The sequence below is a fragment of the Paenibacillus arenilitoris genome, assembly GCF_014705655.1.
GTDB classification, from domain to species: domain Bacteria; phylum Bacillota; class Bacilli; order Paenibacillales; family Paenibacillaceae; genus Pristimantibacillus; species Pristimantibacillus arenilitoris.
In genome coordinates, this window is the sequence record NZ_JACXIY010000002.1 from 1 (window position 1) to 18,190 (window position 18,190).

Below are 18,190 nucleotides of genomic sequence, written 5' to 3' on the forward strand. Positions count from 1 at the left end.
CATACTCTCACAATAGGGAACTTTTTTGTTTTTGAAAAGGAAAACTTTCAGATCATGTTAGGTTTGTCGCATGGCTAGTGCAAAAACTGAAATAAAATACAAAAGAAGGAGACTTCGTGGACGTTTAGTTTCAAATTTTGAAATTAGATCGGTTAATAGGGGAAGGTGAAGCGCGTTTAAAACCGTTTAATTTCAGATATTGAAACTAAATAAGGTAGGCGTGAAGTTAAGAGCAATTTAGTTTCATTTTTTGAAATTTGAATCGCCCTCTCATGGCCGACGAAGCCAAAACGGGCTGACTCTCATGTTGTTTCACGGCCTTTGAGACAGCCCCTTCGGATCTGGGCATTCAACTTAAGCGGAACGGTCAAGGAGAGGTCAGCCCATTAAGGTGAACCTTTTCCAAATTGGCATGCGTCGCCTTCATAATGTCGACCATTTCCGCATACGGCTGATCCTGCTGATTGACGAGGCCGATGTTATAGCTCTCGCCGTCCGGACGACCGGTAATCGGCTGATCGTAATAGGCATACCAGCCCGAACCGACAAACAACGGATGCGCGGCCTGGCTTTCCGCGAAAGTCCGGTACGCCAATCCCCTGTCCCTTACGCTCATAGTCATCGTTCCCACATTGATATAGGAAAGTCCGCGTTCGGACGAGCCGAATGAATGCTCAAGATTCAACAAGGGCTTGCCGAATGCTTCGTATCTGGATATCCAGCTTGCGTTTCTGGAATAGCTGTCGACGGAGAAGGCGTCGACAAAAGGCATGGCCGCCTGATCCCACTCCAGGCTGGTGCGCCAGGTAGGAACGATGGACGTGCCCAGAAACAGATGGTTCGGATCGTATTTTTTGATTATATCCCTGATCATGGAATGGTACGTTCCGGAAGCGAGCTTTATATATTCCGATACGACGGCCGCGGGAACTTTGGCGATATCGATCCGGGTATTTTTCAAAGCGTCGAACGAGGCCGCCTTCGTGCCCAGAGCCTGATTGGCCGCGGCGAGGCTGCCGTTATAGCTTTGCTCGACAAAATCAACGAATGCGCTTTTCGCCGGGGAAGACGATGAGTAGGTAAGCACCTCTTTTACGATGTCGGCATTCCAGCCCGCTTCGTTATCGTAGGTATAGCCGATCAGCCACTTGCTATCATTCGCGTTCTGAAGCTGCGCCTTCAGGGCGTTCTCGATGAGGGGCCCGCTCTGCGGATCGAACACGTCGTACGTCCACAGGATCCTTCTCAAATTTGAGGGGTCCTGCAGCGATTGAATGTACGGGAACGTGACGTTTTTCGGTTTGGTCCACTTGCTGAACGTGTTGAAGCCCCACTGGATCAATCGTTTCTTCGTCATCTCCTCCCATTTCGCCTCGAAGTCGCTGCCGTATTTCTTCATGACGTTGGCGACGACGAAGCTGACATATTCGCCGTTCGCATCCTTGGTGTAGGCGGGAGCGTAAGCCGTCCGATCGGGCAATTCCTCGAAAATTTGCTTGACGTTTCCGTCCGCCCTCAGAATCGGCGTCTTGTAGCCGGACTCCCACAAGCTTGTCGCATCGACTCCTTTAACAATAAAGGGATAGCCGTCCGGCGTAATGAACCACCATTTTCCGTTGATCACCTGTAGTCTGAAGTAGCCGGTGCTTGCTTGCTTTCCTAAGCCTTTGATGCCGCCATATGGATCATATAATGCGGGATCCAGCGAAACATTCGCCAAGGCGGCGGCCTCATCCGCATATTCCAGCCGCAGCTGAGCTTCGGTTGTCACTTTGCCCGGCCAGGCTTCATTCATCCATTGGCCGAATCGGTCCGCCAGCAGCGCCTCTTTCTTCAGTTCGGCCTGCAATTGTTCCGCGGTAAGCGCGGGTCCCGGAAGCAGCTTATCTGCGCCCGTACCTCTATCAATCTCGACTTCCGTCAGCGGAATATGTTGAAAGGCTTGGGTACGCTTAATGTTCAGCACGATAAACCTTGCCGTCTTGCCCGACATCGGGACGGTTACCGAATAGTTGAGATTGGTTCCCGTTCTTACGTGTCTGGTTGCAATGTAATACCCCGTCGCCGACTCGGGACGGTACTTGACGGTAATGTCCTTAAATCCCCAATATTTGTTGGGGGAATTGAGCACGACGCGGATCTGGCCCAGCGGGTAGTCCTTCAACAGATCGATCACGACATTGACGGTTGGATGCGAGTCTGCGCTGCCCATCCAGCCTGCGTAAGCGGTGGTTCCGTCGAACAAGACGCCGTCCGCCGCGGATATAACCCCGGATCCCTTCCAGTCGGGAGAATTCCCTCCGTTCGGAGCGGGACTGTGAAGATAGTTCCCTGTCCTCAGCATAGAGCCTTCCCCTCCAATCGTACCGATTGGGACGAAAATGGCTGCGACGACGAATGCCAACAAGTACGTCAAAATACCATTGCGATTATACTTGAATCTTGTCTTCATCATATATAGAGCCTCCGGCTAGTGTGATACTCCGTTTATCGTCATCCCGAAAGGTTCATAATAGGGTTAAGCGACCTATTTTATTGGAATGGCCGCGAAGGGTGAAATCAGGTAGAATAGTAGTATTCCATTCATCTAAAAGGGAGGAAGACCGATGAAATGTCCGGTTTGCCATGATGTAAGGATGCGTGAAGTGATGAAGAACGGGGTGCACATCGACGTATGCCCGGATTGCAAAGGCGTATGGCTGGACCGCGGAGAGCTGGAGAAGTTAACGAATGACGTGCATGAGCTGCGCAAGGAATACGACGATTGGTACGAAGCTCCGCCGCAGCGGCCGTATTCTCCGCCGCAAGGGCAATACGGATCAGATAACCATCATCATTATCCGAAGCACAAAAAGAAGAAACATACCGTGTTCGATCTTTTCGAAGATTTATTTTAACCGTTTACGATACAAAAGTCATAACCCTTCGCCGCGTCCGATGGACGCGGTTTTTTTATGTTCTGGTCGTTAAAGCCCATGTTCGGCGGCCTTCCGTATTCGATCGGGGAAAATCGTTCTTTTTCACCGGGTCTTTTTTCATAACTATAAACATAGCCGTCCCGGTTGACGATAAACGTAGTATCACATCAACCGGAGGCTTTGCATCTATGAATACAAGATTTAAGTATGGTCGCAGCTGTATTTTCACGTTATTGCTGGCATTGGTCGTTACCGCCGTGTTTGTCCCGATCGGTAAAATCGAAGCGGAAGGCACCTTGCTGCAAACGGGAAATTATATCTACAGTCATGCTCCTAACGGAGGGAACTCCCCCGACTGGAAGGAAGCCGGGGATGTATCTGCGACCAATGGCGTGTTATTCGACGGAGAACCGCTCTATGCCGGCTGGATGGGGAGCGCGACATCTCCCTCGACGGTCAGCGTCGTTATCGACCTGCTGGAGGATTATCCCTTGAACCAGATCCGCTTGGTGATGAATTCACCGAACAAATATTGGGGTTTTAAAGACATTACGATCAAGTATCGTCCCGAGTCGGCTGCCGGTTATTACATGATCGACAGACATGCGAGAACGGGAACCGATTTGAACTACGCGGTAACCGTCCCGATGTCGGGCAAGACGGCCAGGTTTATCGTATTGAACATTAGGCGTACCCACTCCTTTCAACATATTCCGCTGACGGAGGTCGAAATTTATAGAGGTACGGGCTTTGATAAGCTCATTCCGGGAACCGCGCTTAGCGCGGAACAATTGAAAGCCGAACTTACGAAGGAAGCGCTGGCGGCGGACAAATACGGTCAATGGAGGAGTGAAGCCTGGCCGGACAAGGTGACCTCCGACTCGCAGCTGCAGCAGGAATATGCGGACGAGGCTGCCGAATTGGCCGATGTTTCGCTGGATACGACAAAATATGATCCGTACGGCGGCATCAAAAGCTTAGGGAAGCAAGCAAGCACCGGGTTCTTCAGGCTTCAGGCCATCGACGGCAAATGGTGGTTTATAACGCCGGACGGCTATCCCTTTATTCTGAAAGGGATCGATGCCGCAAGCTTGTGGGAGTACGGCTACAAGACGCCGATTCTGAAAGCGGACGGCACTCCGAAGGAGATTTTCGAGGAATTGCCCGATCGCGCCGATTACGCTCCCGCCTACACCAAGGATGCGAATGGCGAATATGTCAGCTTCGTCATCGCCAATGCCATGAAGAAATACGGAACAGACTTCGAGGCGAAATGGGAGGATATAACCCGGAAGCGTCTGATCGATTGGGGCTTCAATGCGTTCAGCAAGTGGACCAAACCGAGAAATATCGTCTTTCCGTACATTCAATCGCTGCAGGACCCTTCGAATTTGAGAAGAATTCTATGGACGTACGACGTGTTCGATCCGCAGAGCGGACCCCTCATCGAGAACGCGCTGAAGGCCCAGCTTCAGAACGCGAAAAACAGCAAGTGGCTGATCGGCTATACCTACGATAACGAAGCGGGCTGGAATGCCGACGTCGTAGCGGAGGTACTCAACTATACCTCATCCTCTCCGGCAAAGAGCGCATTCGTTGATTTTGTCGCGCAGAGCTATAACGGCAGCCTCGCCGAGGTCAATCGGGCTCTGGGCACGAATGCAGCCACGTTCGAAGCTTTGAAAGATACCCGAATCGATATCGCCAACGTTCCGGCGGCCGACGTATCGGAGTATATCAGGCTCGCGTCCGCAACGTATTATTCGATGATCAGGGACATGATCAAAAAGTACGATCCGAACCATCTGTTCCTGGGCACGTCCATCGTTCCTACCTGGCGAACGAGCCTGGAGTGGGATCAGGCGGCCATGCCGTTCGTCGATGCCTTCTCCGTCGACAGTTATGCAACAGACGCAAGCTGGATTTCCAGATACGAAGCTTTCGGCAAGCCCTTGTTGAATTTGGAGCATTCATTCGGCGTATCCGAACGCGGGCTCTCCTCGGTCAATGTGGTCACGATGACGACAAGCATAGCGGAAAGAGGACTGGCCTACCGGGCCTTTGCGGAAAGCCAGGCCGCGCATCCGTTGTTTGTCGGCTCTGGCTGGTTTTCGTACTACGATCAGCCCGTTACCGGGCGTCCGGACGGCGAGAGCTACAATCTCGGCCTGGTCAATCAGCAGGATCAGCCGTATACGGATATGGTGAACATCATGAAGAAGGCGCACGCCGATCTGGAACTTATCCATCTCAATGGAGGAGGGGCTCGGTAGATCCGAGTCCAGTCCGGACATACCAGGCTGGATGCAGCGAGACGGCTAGTGCGCCCTGTTTTTTTGGCGAATGGTACCGATCATCCACAATAATAAAGGGATGCCAATGAGATTGACGGGAAAGACCGCCGCAAGCCAAAACCTCGCGTAATCCATCGTGTCGTTCGTGTTTCGCGGCAGCAGCGAAATGACAAAAACAATAGGCGCGATCAGCCAGACGGCGCGCTTCCATCTTTTTATGCGAAATAATTGCGCGGTACCGTAGCTGGTGATGAAGAAATAAAGGGACAATTTAATAAAAATCCCGATGATCCAAAGCAAGACGGCCAATACATCGACATTCTGGATAAATTCCATGACGGAAATGTAGGTTACGACGGAATAAAGGGGATAAATGAATTTAGCCGGCAAATTCGGACCAAAGACGAGAATTACGATGACCGTCATGGCCAGAACGGCGACGGAAGCGGCAGCGACCCCGGCCAAGGAAGAGAGCATGGCTCTCCGGGGATTGGACATAAAGGCGATTAACATGACGACCATAAAGGACTCGGCCAGGAAGGAGGCGGGAATGAAGCTTCCTTTCACGATGGGCAGAAATCCCGTGTTGGCGTAAACCGGAAGTATTCGAAGCCAGTTCCAATCCTTCACGCTAAAAATAAAGATGAGCAGACAGCCTATCGCGCTTATGGGACCGATGATTTCGCCGCATCGGCCGATGCTTTTGAGACCTCCCGTACAGGTAACATATACGACAGCGCCTAGCATAATAAGAATAATCATCCACAACGGCGTCGAACTGAATAAGGAAATGAAAACAAAATCCGCATATTCCCTAAGGATAATTCCGGTTACGGAAATCCACATCAGGAAGTAAGGAATAAGCAGGATTTTTCCCAGCCACTTTCCGAGAATCGTCTGACTATACTCGATAAAGGTTTGCTCCGGGTACAGGAGGCTTAATTTGACCGCAACAAACGTAAGAAACAAGCCGATCAGCGTTGCGACGATGATGGAAATCCAAGTGTCTTGTTTGGCAAGAAAAACGGCGGGAGAGACGGTGAATATGGCCGTCATCCCGAATATCATCGTGAAAATGAGCCAAAAGAGCTGATAGCCGGAAATTTTCATTTTTTTATCTCGCTTTCTTTTAATTGGAGCGACGGCCCAACCAAGCCGATATGTTTTAAATTTACGTTGACGTTGACCGTGACTTCGATGTCCGGAAAAATCGTATCCCACTGTCCTTTTAATCGGTGCCATTCCTTCGGATGCTGACGGTTCAAGGCTTGATTGAAACCGAGTACATCGGTGCCGAATTGTTTTTGGACTTTCTTGACCATCTCGACAACATGCTCGCTCGTTTTCTTGTTGATCTTATCCCGAACGAACTGCAAATTTCTCTGCTGGCTTAGATCCAGGTTCGTGTTGTTCTCTCCTACATGTCCCACTCCGGTTAGCGTAATCTCCATCTTCACCTTATTCGCCTTCGATACGCTGCTCCTGAGCTTGCTTGCGAACTTCGTCACAATGACGCCAACGCTCCCGCCCGCTTCGGGAATGTCCTCCGCCAGGTCGAAGTAAGAGATTCCGTTAAGCATCCACTGCCGATAAGCGCCTTCGACGAAATCCAAATAACCGACCAAACGAAAATCGCGGTTAAAAATAGCCCTGCCATAAAATCGGATCGTTTGTTGCGGAGAGGCCCCCTGTACGAGGTCAACCGCAGGCAAGGTTGGGAAGCTCCCTTCGGCGCTCGAGGCCATCATAAAGTCGAGATAGGACGTGCCCGTCGTGCCTCCTACCGCTTTATGAATTTTGACGGACGCGACGGAAGGAATTTTCTCCAGCGGGTAGGACACTCGCAAAGCTTCCAAGCCCGTATTTCCTTTGACGACCCAAAGGTCCAGCCGAATCCGGTTGCCCGGATCGCGGGAAAACGTATCCAGCATATCTTGGATTCCGCGTTTGGCCAGATCCTCTCCGATGTAAAAATTGCGCCGATGACCTCGCGTTATGATGCGAGAAAGCTTTTGCCGCGCCTTTTGAATGGATTCGAGAATACTTTTGCCGCTGCCCGTCTCGATAAAGAACGATTTATCGCCGCCGACGCCTCCCGTCGAGCTTTGTTCCGATCGGGCTGGGATAATAAATTGAGCGGCGGTCAAATACGTCCCATCCTTCTTCAAGTCGGCCGATGCGGCAAGATCGAAGGCTCTGTCGGTCAGTTCCTCGCGGTCCCAACAACCTGTCGTCAAAGCGATACACAGTATCATAAGAAGGAAGGCTGCCGGGCGATGGTTCATTAGGCTTCGTCTCCTTGACTCCCGCCGGGTTTTTGACCTTTGGGAATTCGTAATGGGTTTCGGGCGGAACCGGACAACGGGAGGGTATGCATATTCCACCTTGGCGCGCGGATGAATACATCCTTCAGTTCCGTTCCGGTCAGCGGAGCGATCGGGCTTAAATAGGGAACGCCAAACGACTCCAGATTCGTCAGATGAACGAGGAGGAACAAAGAAGCCATCGTAACGCCGTATAAGCCGAACATGCCGGAACAAACGAGCATCGGGAAACGGAGTATCCGAAACGGCATTCCCATACTGTACCTTGGCGTGATGAGCGAAGCGATTCCCGTCAGGGAAACGACGATGACCATCGGAGCCGATACGATTCCCGCCTGTACGGCCGCTTGGCCGATAACGAGTGCCCCGACGATGCTGACCGCCGAACCGGCCGGTCTCGGCATTCGGATTCCGGCCTCCCGCAAGCCCTCGAATAAAAATTCCATCATTAAGGCTTCAATGACCGCCGGAAAGGGAACGCCTTCGCGGGCGGAGGTGATGCTGAGCAAAAAATTAGTAGGCAGCAGCTGGGAATGAAACGTCGTGATCGCAACATAAATTGAAGGCAAAAATAGCGAAGTGATCACCAACAGCATCCGCAGCCAACGGATCGCGGTAGCGTATAAAAACCGCTCGTAATAATCGTCCGCCGACTGAAATGCGCTCCATAAGGAACAGGGGACGATCAGGACGAAAGGCGTGCCGTCGATGAAAATCGCGACTTTTCGTTCCGCAAGGCAGGCGGCGACGATATCCGGACGTTCCGTGTTCTGCACCTGCGGGAATAAGGTGAACGGGTGATCTTCGATGAACTCCTCGATAAAACTTGCGCCAAGCACCGTATCGATCTGAATTCGACGGATTCGATTTCGCACTTCCTCGACGATCGAATCTTTGGCGATGCCTTCCAAGTAGGCGATGACAATCGTGGTTTTCGAAAGATTGCCGACGGTTACGGACTCCATTTTAAGTTTAGCGCTATGAATTTTCCTGCGAACGAGGCTTGTATTCACGGTAAGGTTTTCGGTAAAGCCCTCTCTCGGACCCCGAAGCGTCGTCTCGACGGAGGGCTCTTCGACGGCTCGCTGCTCGAAGCCTTTCAATTCGGCGATCACCGCAACGTTTACGCCATCCGGCAGGATTACGACATTTGCGGATAAAAGGCTTTGAACAAGCTCATCGATCGTCTCCGTTGTTTTTGTTTTTGCGACGGAAACGAGCTGCTCCAACATCGAATCTACGGCGTTTATCTCGCCGAGGCCGGGACGAGGCGTTTCCAACATCCATGGCTTCAGCAGCACGTTATCTAACGTCTTGGTATCCACCAGGCCATCCAAATAGACCAATAGAACATCGATTTGTCCAAAGATGTGTACCCGGCGAAAAACAATATCGTAGCAATTTTCAAAAATATGACGGAGAGCGCGTTCGTTTTTCTCTAACGATTCGCTTAACGGGTGGTCGGGCGATTTTTCGGGAGATGAACTTGAATTTTGCGCGCTAGACATGGGGTTCCACCTCCTTGAGAGCGTTATGACTCGGATGAATTGGCGATTATTAGCAATAGTTATAGGATGACTCAATCCGCTTTCGACTATTCGTATGATGGATGGAGCAAGCAATCGAATTGAAAGTTCGAATTTGTTATAATCCTTGACGAATCCCTTCTTCCCCTAGGTGTTCGCAGGAGCCGAGGCGGAGGCGCAGCTGGCCGGTTATACGTTCCTGCTCGGCAATTCGATCGGGGATTATGCCAAGGAATCGGAGTATTTGAGCATTATGCGGGAGAAGCGCGTGGACGACATCGTCTTTCTGGGAGGCCGGATCAATCTGAAGCATTGCGAGGAGCGTCTGGTGCAGGAGGCTCACGCCGGGCGGAAGGCCGCAAGAACGAGCATTCGCAAGCGAGAGCGGAAGCCGGATTTCCCGGCTATCCGCTCTTTTTTTCGCTCACGCCGACTTCCGCCGTCCGTTTCTCGGTGAAATAATAAAGCAATGCGATCATCGGCAGGACGAAGCCGATCATAGAAGCGAGCCTCCAGCCGCCGTAGGCATAGGACCAGCCGCCCAGTGCAGAGCCGAGCGCTCCCCCGACAAAGAAGATCGACATGAACAGCCCGTTCAACCGTCCTCTTGCTTCGCTTCCCAATGCATAAATCGTACGCTGCCCGAGCACAAGATTGCCCGATACGGCCATATCCAGCGTAATCGCCGAGACGAAGAGCAGGATGAGGGAGAGGGCGGAATGGCCGCGAAACAGATGGACGGCGACAAAAGACAAGACAGCCACGACGATAGCAAGTCCGGTTAACCGACTGCTCCAGCCCTTATCCGCCAGTCTCCCGGCAATTGGCGCCGCGGCCGCGCCGCCCACGCCGACCAAAGCAAACAACGCGATGCCTTGCTGGGACATGCCGAAATCGTCCGCCAAGCGCAGCGGAACGACCGTCCAGAACAGACTGAACGCGCCGAACAAGCAGGCTTGATAGAGCGCACGTCGGCGCAGCGCCGGCGTTCGTCTCAGCAAGGCTCCTAAAGAGACGATCAGATTGCCGTAGGATACCGCAGGCAGCGGATTCCGCCGGGGAAGAACGCGCGACAGCAGAACCGCCAATAACGCCATCGCGATCGCCGACAAAGCAAAGACGGAGCGCCAGCCCCAGATGCTTGTTAAAAGGCTTGCGAGCGGCCGGGCGAACAGGATGCCGAGCAGGAGGCCGCTCATGACATTCCCTACGACTTGGCCGCGCTGTTCTTCGGCAGCCAGGTAGGTGGAGAAAGGCACCAATATTTGAGCGGCTACGGACGCCAGACCGATAAACAAAGATGCGGCAAGGAATAACGGCGCGTTTGTCGCGATGGAGGCCGTCAACAATGAACCGGCTGCCGCCAGCAGCGAGACGACCGTCAGGCGGCGATTTTCGACAATATCGCTAACCGGAACGATGAACAGCAGGCCGATGACGTATCCGATCTGCGTCACCGTGACGATCAAGCCGGCCGCCGTGGAAGAGAGTTCCGTATCGATGCGGATCGGTCCTACAAGCGTTTGAGCGTAATAGAGATTGGCAACGATCAATCCGCAAGCGGCCGCGAGAAGAAAGACCAGCCGGCTTGAAATTTGGTTATCCTTTTGAATTTGTTTTTCTTTCATGTTCATCCTCCGCTCCCAATGAAATACTGTACGTACAGTACATTAAATGATAATTAAATAATATACTGTACGTATCGTATTGTAAATAGCGAACCTCGTTTTTCTTTCGGATCGTTTTTGAGTATACTGAACGTATCGTTTACTTTATAGATGAACAGGCAATCAGCCGCAGAAGGAGAGGGTTCGGATGCAAGGCAAAAGAGGGCGTCCGCGTAATCTTGAAACGCAGCAGTCGATTCTGTCCGCTTCCTACGATTTATTGCTGGAGAACGGATTCGCGGCGGTGACGGTCGAAAAAATCGCGGATCGCGCCAAAGTCAGCAAAGCGACGATCTATAAATGGTGGCCGAACAAGGGGGCCGTGGTGATGGACGGTTTTCTGTCCGCCACGACGGCAAGGCTGCCCGTGCCGGACTCGGGCTCCGTCTATGAGGACATCCTTATTCATGCCACGAATTTAACCCGGTTCTTGACGAGCCGCGAAGGGATCATTATAACGGAAATTATCGGAGAAGGGCAGCTCGATAAGGCGCTGGCCGAGGAGTACCGGGCACGCTTCTTCCGGCCGCGCCGGCTTGAGGCCCGGCAGCTTATCCAGCGGGGGGTAGAGCGGGGGGAATTGAAGAGCGGTCTGGACATTGGCATATGCACGGATCTCTTATACGGTCCGATTTTTTATCGACTTCTCGTCACGGGCGAACCGCTTGACGATTCGTACGTGCGGTATTTGGTCACAAGCGGGTTTGAAGGGATCCGCGCGACTTGAAGGCGCGGAGGGAGGAAGCTGCCGGGTCCCGGCCGGGCCGGCTGCCGCCTATTGCGGCCGGAAGCCGCCAGCGCAAGCGGCAAAGCCGGAGCTTATGCCTGCTCCGGCTTTGCGCGCTGCCTGTTCGACCGAATCGCGATCTCGGGAACGATCAGCAGCAGCGCGATGGAGGCGTAAATGCCGATCGTGTAGCTTGAAGCGTAATCGAGCCCGAAACCTTGACGGAACGCCGTCGAGATCAGGTGGATCATCATGTTCGTGAAGCAGAAGGCGTAGCTTCGGATCATCCACTCCCTGTGCCGGACGATCCGCTTCTTTCTGATCTGGACAAGCGCCGTAACGGTTATGATCAGCCAAAGGATGTTCAGCGCGTTGAACCCCATGCTGCTTGCCTTGCCTCCGGTGGCGTAAGGCGCCATGTAGCCGGAGGTCAGCACGACGATCAGGACGGACACGATATAGACGTAGCCGTTCGCGCGGTGAAGCTTGCGGCGTTTCTCATAGACGCGCCTCGCGAAGTTGATCAGCCCCGCCGCCATGGCGAGGCAGGCAAACGCGACGTGGACGTACATGACGTTCAGCCAGACGGGCAGCTTGAGCTCTCGCTTAAGATCGGTTTTATGACTTAAAAACGCCTCGGCTCCCGGATCGATCATATAGTTCTTGACCAAGGCGTACACGATAAACAGGATGCTGACGCCGGCTAGCAGCCCGTATACGTATTTTCGTCTCTCCATTTCAGCCTACTCTCGTCCCGGTCAACTTGGATGCCGGCAAGACGCCGGCTTTGGCGGTGCCGGTCATGCGATCGCCGCTTACGGCAACCTCGAACTTCAAATGAAGGCGCATCGGTTTGGTCACCTGCTGAGACCAGCTAAGCTTATCGCCCCTAAGCTCGGGGTCTATAAACGGGCTCACCTCGTCGCCTTGCGTCGCGGTACCTTGAATCGCGCCATTGCTCGTCGAAATCCGGAGTCTGGCCGTCAGCTTCCCGACCGGCGTAGCGATAATCGCGTCCCATTCTCCGTCGAAGCCGGAGGCTTCCGCGAGGTTGTCCTCCCGTGCGCCATGCATCGCCGCCGTTTCGTCAGCCGCGGCGGGGGGATCGGGCGCCATCCCTTGCTCCCGCCATACCGTTCCTCTCCGTTCATATTCGAACAGCTGCTCGACCGCATGCGCGATTCGCGGCCCAAGCTCGCGTTCGACCAAGTACAGCGCCAGATCGAGCCCAGACGTGACGCCGCCCGCGGTAACCAGGTTGCCGTCGTCCACGACGCGCGCGGAGACGGGGACCGCTCCGGTCGCCCCGAGCACATCCATTCCCAAACGGTTCGTGACGGCGGGCCGGCCTTCGAGAAGTCCTCCCATGGCCAGCAGCAGGGAGCCGCCGCATACGGTGGCGACCACGGTATTCTGCCGTCCGAGCGCCTCTCCGACCTGCCCGGTCAATGCCGTCCGCATCGCCCGTCCCAGTATGGCCGGAATCGAATTCGGACCGTCCCCGAATACCTCGCCGGACGCCCCGGGGACGATAATGATTCCCCCACAATTCGGGTCCAGCTTGCCGGTTGCTTCGAGTTTCACCCCGTTGATGCCGCTCGTCACGAGCCGAGGTCCTTCCGCCGTGACGAATTCCGCGCGAAGCGTCCCGCGGGCCATAAATTCGGCTGCGCAGAAAACCTCGTAGGGCGCAATGGCATCCAAAAGGTCGAAGCCGTCAAAAAGCACGATTTGAACTTGCTGCATTCGTTATTCCTCCTCATTCTGCTGTGATTACCGGATCTCTGCTTAGTAGAATACCAACGGAACATCACGAACGAGGCCGCATAAAAGTCACAAAACGATAAACTTTTCGTCACAAAACAAGCGGCAAAGTTTCTTCTCGCGACAAAAGTGATAGACTTAGGACGAGAACGCGCGCAAAGCTCGCGGCAATGGGAGCAGCGAAGGATAGGTGGAATATTCGTGAGTGAAAGCAGAACGATTCTGGTCGTGGACGACGATCCGAGCATCGTCGAGCTATTGAGGGATTTTTTGGAGAACGACAGCTTTACGGTTCAAACCGCTTGCGATGCGATGGAGGCGCTCTCCGCATTCCGTCAGCATGCGATTGACTGCATCGTCCTCGACATTATGATGCCGGGACAGAACGGCTTCGAATTATGCCGGCGGATCCGGGCGGAGAGCGACGTTCCGATCCTGTTCCTCAGCGCTCGCGGCGACGACGTGGACAAGATTCGGGGGCTCACGCTCGGAGGCGACGATTACATCGTCAAAACCGCCTCGCCGGGCGAGATCGTAGCCCGGGTGAAGGCGGTATTGCGGCGCGCAGGCTCCCGGTGGGAAGCGGGCGGCCACCTGCTCGGCGACGGGCGGCTCAAGATCGATTTGACCTCGCGGGAAGCGTTCGTCGAAGGGCGAAGCGTGCCGCTCACGCCGAAGGAGTTCGAGCTGCTGCGGCTGTTCGCCGAGCATCCGAGGCAAGTTTTTACGTACGACCAGCTGCTCGACCGGTTTTGGGAAGGCGTCGGCGACAGGCATACCATTCGGGTCCATCTCAGCCGGCTCCGCGACAAAATCGAAGCCGACCCGAATCGGCCGCAATACCTGGTTAACGTATGGGGCGTAGGGTATCGCTTCGAGGGAGGACAGGGATGAGGACGATCCGCATTCGCACGTTTACCTTTATAGGCTTGTACGCCATTTTTATGATTCCGTGGATTTTTTATATTGCGGCTTATTACATGGAGAACGGTACGATCCGCTTCGCGACGGATACGCAGCACGAACGGCTCCTTCGCGGCCAAGCGGCCGAGATGATGCGGTTGATCGAATCGGGCGCCGGCGAATGGTCGGATCCGGATTGGCAGGAGCGGCTGCATGACCGGCTGCGCCAAGCGAAGATGGATGCGGCGATATACTCGGCGTCCGATGAGGAGCTATTCCGCTCCGATCCTGAGCGGGACGGTCCTATGGCGGCGACGGAGAGGTTCTCCGTCGTAGCGGACGGCCAATTGCTGGGAAGGGTCGTCCTCTACTTGCCGGGTTCGAATGCGCTTCAAGCGGTCGCGGCGATCGCCGGACTGCTGCTGGCGCTCTTTATCGTCGGCTTCGAACTGCGAAGGTTTCTGCTGAAGCCGCTTGAGCGAATGAGTCTCGCCGCGCGGCAAATCGCCGACGGCGATTGGGACGCGCGGCTGCCCTCGTCCCGAATCAAGGAAATCGCCGAGGTGCGGGACGGCTTCGACGTCATGGTGAAGGGACTTCGCCAAGCTTCCCGCAAACAAGCGGAATTGGAGGAAGAGCGTCGATTCGTCATCGCCGCCGTCGCTCATGACCTGCGGACGCCGTTGTTCGCGCTGCGCGGCTACTTGGACGGCATGGAGCAGGGCATCGCCCGGTCGCCGGAGAAGCTGGCCCGTTATTTGGCGGTCTGCAAGGAAAAGTCGGCGCAGCTGGACAGGCTGGTCGAGGACTTGTTCACCTTTACGAAGCTGGAATATTTGGATGCGGAGCTTCATCGAAGCACGGTGGACGTTAACCGGGTTATGCGGGATGCGATAGAGAGCCTAGGCCCGCAAGCCGGACGGAAGCATGTCGCCGTGACTGCGGAGTATGCCGAAGAGGAGCTCGCCGTCGTCGGCGATTCGCATTTGTTGGAGCGCGCCATGAACAATTTGCTCGACAACGCCGTCCGGCACACATCCCCGCATGGGGAAATTTCCGTCCGGTGCCGCAAGGACGGGGCGAAAGTCGCGTTCGCGATTCGGGACACGGGACCGGGCTTCTCCGAGGAGGAGCTTCAACGCGCGTTCGAGCCGCTGTATCGCGGCGAGGCGTCGAGAAACCGGTCGACGGGCGGCGCGGGACTCGGGCTGACCATTTCCAGAAGAATCATGCTGCAGCACGGGGGCGAGCTTGCCGTTGGCAACGATACGTACGGGGGAGCGCTGCTGACGGGATGGCTGCCTGGCGCAAACCAGTAGGCTTCCGATAAAACTTGGATGAACATTCGATATCCGCGGCTTGACAAGAGGGCTATCGTTGCGTAAACTGCTCCAAAGGAGTCGCCGCCGGACGATAGGCGAAGTCGATGTGTACGGATTTCTTAAGGGAGGGTAAAGTGGATGAATTTATCGATAGAGGAACGTAACGGCGTGAAGATTGCCGTCGCAAGCGGCAGCGAGACGGTCATCGCGGATGTCCAGTCGGCGCTGGACCTGATCGCAACCGCATGGCATGTGAAGGAAAGCGATCGAATCGTTATGCCCAAATCGCTGATCAGCGAAAAGTTCTTCGACTTGAAGACCGGCCTGGCAGGCGAAATTCTCCAGAAGTTCATAAATTACAACGTGAAGCTTGCCGTCGTCGGCGACTTCTCCGCGTATGCGAGCGAGAGCATGCAAGCCTTCATTTTCGAATGCAACAAGGGCGCCTCCTTCCTATTCGTGCCGACCGAGGAGCATGCGATCGAGAAGCTGAGCTTGCTGAAGTAGGCGAGAGACGGGACGTTTGCCAGTGTCATAGAAGGACGCCCTTTCCATACGGGAAGAGGCGTTTTTTTGCGTCTTGGCGGCCTCTTCAGCGCGAACGGGAAGCCGGATGAAGGGAGGAGTTTCGTTTATCCGAATGGAAGTTGTACAGGATTGGGGATGAAGGGTTCCGATCGTGACGATAGGGAAAACAGACTGCCGTTCCAGACGTCAAGGAAAGAGGAGATGGAAAATTGTACAAGGGCAAGGAAAGTTTCGTAATCAGCATCGATCGCTTTAAGCCGCATACCTTTCGCTCGGTGGAAGGAGACGGGATCTTTATGTCGCATTCGCATGATTATGACGAGCTGACGCTTATTCTAGGCGGGGAAGGCTACTACAGCTCTCCCGAGCAGAACATCAAAGTAGGCGCCGGCGATCTTATCCTGATTCCTTCCGGGCTTCATCACGGATTCGTCTGCACCGAGCCTTGGCGGGGGCTGTCCGTCCATTTTCGCCGCGACAAGCTGCCGAGTCGCTGCCAGTACCTGTTTCATTCGGATCGCGGGTCCGGCAGGATCCATCGTACTCGTCTTACCGAAGACGACAGGCGATGGGCGGAGATCAGCTGCCAGCAGCTGGAGAAGGAGTGGAGAGCGGGCGAGCCGACGGTCGATTCCGATAACCTGATGCGGGTTGCCTTCGAGACGACGTTGATGCTGTTCCAGCGGAGCAAGGGGAGCGAGAAGCCGGCGGATCGGAACGCAGGAGGCGACTCGATCGTCCAAGAAGTGTTGAAGGAGATCCATTCCCGCTTCTCCGGCCACCTCACGGTCCATGAGCTCGCCGCGAAGCATTTTTTGTCGGAGAGCAATTTGCGCAAAAAGTTCTCGGAAGCGATCGGGGTCTCGCCGAAGCAGTACATTATCAACCTGCGCCTCCAGGAAGCGAAGCGGCTGCTGCGGCAGACCGACAAGGCGATCGAATCGATTTCGACCGAGGTAGGCTTCACCTCGTCCAGCCGGTTTTACGATTATTTCGTCAAATCGGCTGGCGTCACGCCGCTCGAATGGCGCAATCAATCGCTCGATAAAGTGTCGACTTGAAACCGTCCCGCAGACGGTTTTTTATTTTTCCGACCGACGAATCCGATCAGGCTCTGCCGTTTTTTGCATCGGAATTGAAGCGCTTTCGCAATTGCTTGCGGCGGAGGTTGTCTTGGATAATGGAAGGGCAAGGACGCAAGGAAAGCAAATGACGACAAGAAGGGGTAGGAGAGAGCGGATGGACAAGCGCACGACCTTTTGCAATCCCGTCGCGGAGCGGGCGGCCGATCCATGGGTGTACAAGCATAGCGACGGCTCTTACTACTTTATGGCCACCCGAGGCGACCGCCTGGTGCTTACGCGATCGTCCACTTTGAGCGGAATTGCCGCAGGGCGTCAAGCAACGATCTGGCGGCCGGAGCCGGGCGGTTCCTACAGCCATCACTTATGGGCGCCGGAACTCCATTATTTGGGCGGCAAATGGTACGTATACTACACCGCCAACGACGGCGGCGGCGACGAGTCGCGGCGAATTTGCGTGCTCGAGAATGTCGGGGCCGACCCGATGGAAGGCGAATGGACATGGAAGGGGGCGCTGAAGACGCCCGTTCCGGGACTCGACGGCACAGTGATGGAGCTGCGGGATCGGCTGTACTTTCTGTACGCCGGGTACGGCCATTTCCCGGATTACGGCTCGGCGATCTACGCGATGGCCATGAACGATCCATGGACGCTGGAAGGGGAGCAGACGCTGCTTACGGCGCCCACCCTTGACTGGGAGAAGCAGGGCGGCATGGCCATTAACGAGGGACCGGTCGTCCTGCGGCGGAACGGGCGCGTCTTCCTCGTTTATTCGGCAAGCACCACCTGGTCGGAGGATTACGCCCTGGGCATGCTGACGATGGAGGAAGGAGCCGATCCGATGTCGGCGTCTTCCTGGACGAAATCGATGCGGCCCGTGTTCCGCAAGAGCGTCGAGAACGGCGTCTACGCAACGGGGCACAACAGCTTCACCAAATCGCCGGACGACCGGGAGGATTGGATCGTCTATCATGCGCTGCCGGCTCCCGGCGCGGCAACGTCGCTGCGCGCGACGCGCATACAGCCGTTCGGCTGGAAGCCGGACGGAACGCCGGACTTCGGCATTCCGCTTGGCGATGCTCAGGCGATCGCCATTCCGTCGGGGGAGTGAGGCGGGCGGTCTTTGACGGGCCGC

General features: G+C 55.0%; 16 protein-coding genes. 9 read left to right on the forward strand and 7 right to left on the reverse strand.

Translation table 11 applies throughout. The features are described 5' to 3' along the window. Window positions 1–367 precede the first annotated feature (367 nt). Window positions 368–2,455 carry a hypothetical protein gene (locus tag IDH41_RS01520; RefSeq protein WP_190857668.1) on the reverse strand — a complete coding sequence of 696 codons (2,088 nt, stop codon included), beginning with the start codon at window positions 2,453–2,455 and terminating at the stop codon, window positions 368–370. A 151-nt stretch (window positions 2,456–2,606) separates the two neighbouring features. Between IDH41_RS01520 and IDH41_RS01525 the strand changes: the two genes are divergently transcribed. Beyond that, window positions 2,607–2,897 carry a TFIIB-type zinc ribbon-containing protein gene (locus IDH41_RS01525; RefSeq protein ID WP_190857669.1) on the forward strand — a complete coding sequence of 97 codons (291 nt, stop codon included), beginning with the start codon at window positions 2,607–2,609 and terminating at the stop codon, window positions 2,895–2,897. Window positions 2,898–3,106: 209 nt separating this feature from the next. Continuing rightward, on the forward strand, window positions 3,107–5,191 hold the full coding sequence (locus tag IDH41_RS01530; protein ID WP_190857671.1) for an alpha-amylase family protein: 2,085 nt from the start codon (window positions 3,107–3,109) through the stop codon (window positions 5,189–5,191). Between the two features lie 45 nt (window positions 5,192–5,236). On the opposite strand, the gene IDH41_RS01535 is transcribed toward IDH41_RS01530, so the two are convergent. The 3 genes from IDH41_RS01535 to IDH41_RS01545 are packed head-to-tail and all read right to left on the reverse strand — an operon-like array spanning window position 5,237 to window position 9,044. Further along, window positions 5,237–6,322: a GerAB/ArcD/ProY family transporter gene (locus IDH41_RS01535; RefSeq protein WP_190857672.1), complete on the reverse strand. Its 1,086-nt coding sequence runs from the start codon at window positions 6,320–6,322 to the stop codon at window positions 5,237–5,239. Beyond that, window positions 6,319–7,497, reverse strand: coding sequence for a Ger(x)C family spore germination protein (locus IDH41_RS01540; protein WP_190857674.1), 1,179 nt, complete (start codon window positions 7,495–7,497; stop codon window positions 6,319–6,321). Before IDH41_RS01540 ends, IDH41_RS01535 begins: the two co-directional genes overlap by 4 nt. Next, window positions 7,497–9,044 (reverse strand): spore germination protein, encoded by a 1,548-nt coding sequence (locus IDH41_RS01545; protein ID WP_190857675.1) that lies wholly within the window; start codon window positions 9,042–9,044, stop codon window positions 7,497–7,499. The genes IDH41_RS01540 and IDH41_RS01545 overlap by 1 nt, the downstream gene beginning before the upstream one ends. Before the next feature lie 169 nt (window positions 9,045–9,213). Here IDH41_RS01545 and IDH41_RS01550 point away from each other — a divergent pair, with 169 nt between their 5' ends. Next, the gene (locus IDH41_RS01550; protein ID WP_190857677.1) at window positions 9,214–9,519 is read left to right on the forward strand and encodes a hypothetical protein; all 306 of its coding nucleotides are present in this window, start codon (window positions 9,214–9,216) and stop codon (window positions 9,517–9,519) included. On the opposite strand, the gene IDH41_RS01555 is transcribed toward IDH41_RS01550, so the two are convergent. Then, a complete protein-coding gene (locus tag IDH41_RS01555; RefSeq protein WP_190857678.1) occupies window positions 9,467–10,690 on the reverse strand; it encodes an MFS transporter in 1,224 nt (407 codons plus the stop codon). The two genes, IDH41_RS01550 and IDH41_RS01555, sit on opposite strands and share 53 nt — an antisense overlap. 187 nt (window positions 10,691–10,877) lie before the next feature. On the opposite strand from IDH41_RS01555, the gene IDH41_RS01560 reads away from it, so the two are divergent. Beyond that, window positions 10,878–11,456, forward strand: a complete 579-nt coding sequence (locus tag IDH41_RS01560) for a TetR/AcrR family transcriptional regulator (RefSeq protein ID WP_190857680.1) — start codon at window positions 10,878–10,880, stop codon at window positions 11,454–11,456. Window positions 11,457–11,548: 92 nt separating this feature from the next. On the opposite strand, the gene IDH41_RS01565 is transcribed toward IDH41_RS01560, so the two are convergent. Beyond that, entirely contained in the window at window positions 11,549–12,193 is a 645-nt protein-coding gene (locus IDH41_RS01565) for a DUF2306 domain-containing protein (RefSeq protein ID WP_190857682.1), read from the reverse strand. Between the two features lies 1 nt (window position 12,194). Further along, window positions 12,195–13,202: a DJ-1/PfpI family protein gene (locus IDH41_RS01570; protein WP_190857683.1), complete on the reverse strand. Its 1,008-nt coding sequence runs from the start codon at window positions 13,200–13,202 to the stop codon at window positions 12,195–12,197. A gap of 219 nt (window positions 13,203–13,421) precedes the next feature. On the opposite strand from IDH41_RS01570, the gene IDH41_RS01575 reads away from it, so the two are divergent. The 5 genes from IDH41_RS01575 (at window position 13,422) to IDH41_RS01595 (ending at window position 18,166) form a co-directional block, all read left to right on the forward strand. Continuing rightward, window positions 13,422–14,114, forward strand: coding sequence for a response regulator transcription factor (locus IDH41_RS01575; protein ID WP_190857685.1), 693 nt, complete (start codon window positions 13,422–13,424; stop codon window positions 14,112–14,114). Then, window positions 14,111–15,442 carry a sensor histidine kinase gene (locus IDH41_RS01580; RefSeq protein WP_190857686.1) on the forward strand — a complete coding sequence of 444 codons (1,332 nt, stop codon included), beginning with the start codon at window positions 14,111–14,113 and terminating at the stop codon, window positions 15,440–15,442. The genes IDH41_RS01575 and IDH41_RS01580 overlap by 4 nt, the downstream gene beginning before the upstream one ends. 141 nt (window positions 15,443–15,583) lie before the next feature. Beyond that, window positions 15,584–15,952: a DUF4180 domain-containing protein gene (locus IDH41_RS01585; RefSeq protein WP_190857687.1), complete on the forward strand. Its 369-nt coding sequence runs from the start codon at window positions 15,584–15,586 to the stop codon at window positions 15,950–15,952. A 317-nt stretch (window positions 15,953–16,269) separates the two neighbouring features. Continuing rightward, a complete protein-coding gene (locus tag IDH41_RS01590; RefSeq protein ID WP_190857688.1) occupies window positions 16,270–17,034 on the forward strand; it encodes an AraC family transcriptional regulator in 765 nt (254 codons plus the stop codon). A gap of 178 nt (window positions 17,035–17,212) precedes the next feature. Continuing rightward, window positions 17,213–18,166, forward strand: a complete 954-nt coding sequence (locus tag IDH41_RS01595) for a glycoside hydrolase family 43 protein (RefSeq protein ID WP_190857689.1) — start codon at window positions 17,213–17,215, stop codon at window positions 18,164–18,166. Window positions 18,167–18,190 lie beyond the last annotated feature (24 nt).